2 protein-coding genes are annotated in these 1,301 nt (G+C 39.5%); both read right to left on the bottom strand.

Annotated elements, in window-relative coordinates; all coding sequences use genetic code 11:
* Positions 1 to 1,076: arginine--tRNA ligase (argS, locus tag AB0G52_RS41180; RefSeq protein WP_361344433.1), on the bottom strand; the 1,076-nt coding region annotated here is incomplete at its 3' end.
* A partial coding sequence (locus tag AB0G52_RS41175; protein WP_361344430.1) for a DUF1934 domain-containing protein occupies positions 1,073 to 1,301 on the bottom strand: 229 nt, incomplete at its 5' end. The genes argS and AB0G52_RS41175, both read right to left, overlap by 4 nt.

Below are 1,301 nucleotides of genomic sequence, written 5' to 3'. Positions count from 1 at the left end.
TAGCCTAATGCTTGGATAGCTGCTCTCATACGCGGAATATAGCCGTGGTGGTCAGCACCCCAAACGTTGATAAGCTTTGTAAAGCCTCTTTCCAATTTATCTTTATGATAAGCAATATCTGGAGTCAGATATGTGTAAGACCCGTCATTTTTAATAAGCACGCGGTTTTTATCATCACCGAAATCCATAGAACGAAGCCATGTTGCTCCATCCTCTTCGTAAATATAGCCATTTTCTCTTAATGAGTTCAATGCTACATCAATTTTTCCATTTTCATAAAGAGACGTTTCTGAATACCACACATCAAACGGAACACGGAAATCCTCAAGGTCTTGCTTTAGCTTGCCCATTTCGTATTTAAGTCCATATGTACGGAAGAAATCAAAACGTTCTTTTTCCTCTACATGCACAAATTTATCGCCAAATTCTTCTGCAAGCTTCTTACCGATTCCAATGATGTCCTCACCATGGTAGCCGTCTGCAGGCATTTCCTTATCTTGACCAAGTGCTTGGAAATAACGCGCTTCAACAGATAGCGCTAAGTTATTGATCTGGTTTCCAGCATCATTGATATAATATTCTCTTGATACATCATAACCTGCTTTATCAAGAATATTGCACAAAGAGTCACCAACTGCAGCACCTCTGGCATGTCCTAAATGAAGATCTCCAGTAGGGTTTGCTGATACAAACTCAACTTGCACCTTTTCCTTATTTCCGAAGCTAGTTTCTCCGTAAGCATCGCCTGCTTCAAGGATTGTCGGAATCAAGTCTGCTAAGTAGCTGTTATTCATATAGAAATTGATGAATCCAGGACCAGCAATTTCTACTTTATCAATGGATGCCTTTGTTTGGTCAAAGTTGTCGATAATTGCTTCTGCAATTGCTCTTGGCGCTTTTTTTGCCACTCTTGCCAGCTGCATCGCCATATTTGTGGAATAGTCCCCGTGCGCCTTGTCCTTTGGTAATTCTAGGATTACTTCTGGAATTTGTGCCTCTTCCGCAAGACCTGCCTTCACAACACTAGCTTTAATTTCATCCTTCAGTTTTTCTTTTATTTGATCTACAATATTCATGCTTGTACTGTCTCCTCCTTAAAATTAATTGTCATATGATAGGTTCCATTTTTATTGCCATTCGTATTTAAATCATACAATATATCAATAAGCCCTGATGGACTATGTGCTTCTTTTTCCATGCCTAGCCGCTTTGTATCTGTCACCATTAGAAAAGTACCATAAGGAGTTTCATAGCTGCCATTTCGCTTTTTGTTCAACAAAAAGGCCAATCGCATTTTCACT

The organism is Streptomyces sp. NPDC021562, assembly GCF_040640875.1.
In the GTDB taxonomy this organism is placed as follows: Bacteria; Actinomycetota; Actinomycetes; order Streptomycetales; family Streptomycetaceae; genus Streptomyces.
This window is presented reverse-complemented; position numbering and strand designations above follow the sequence as displayed.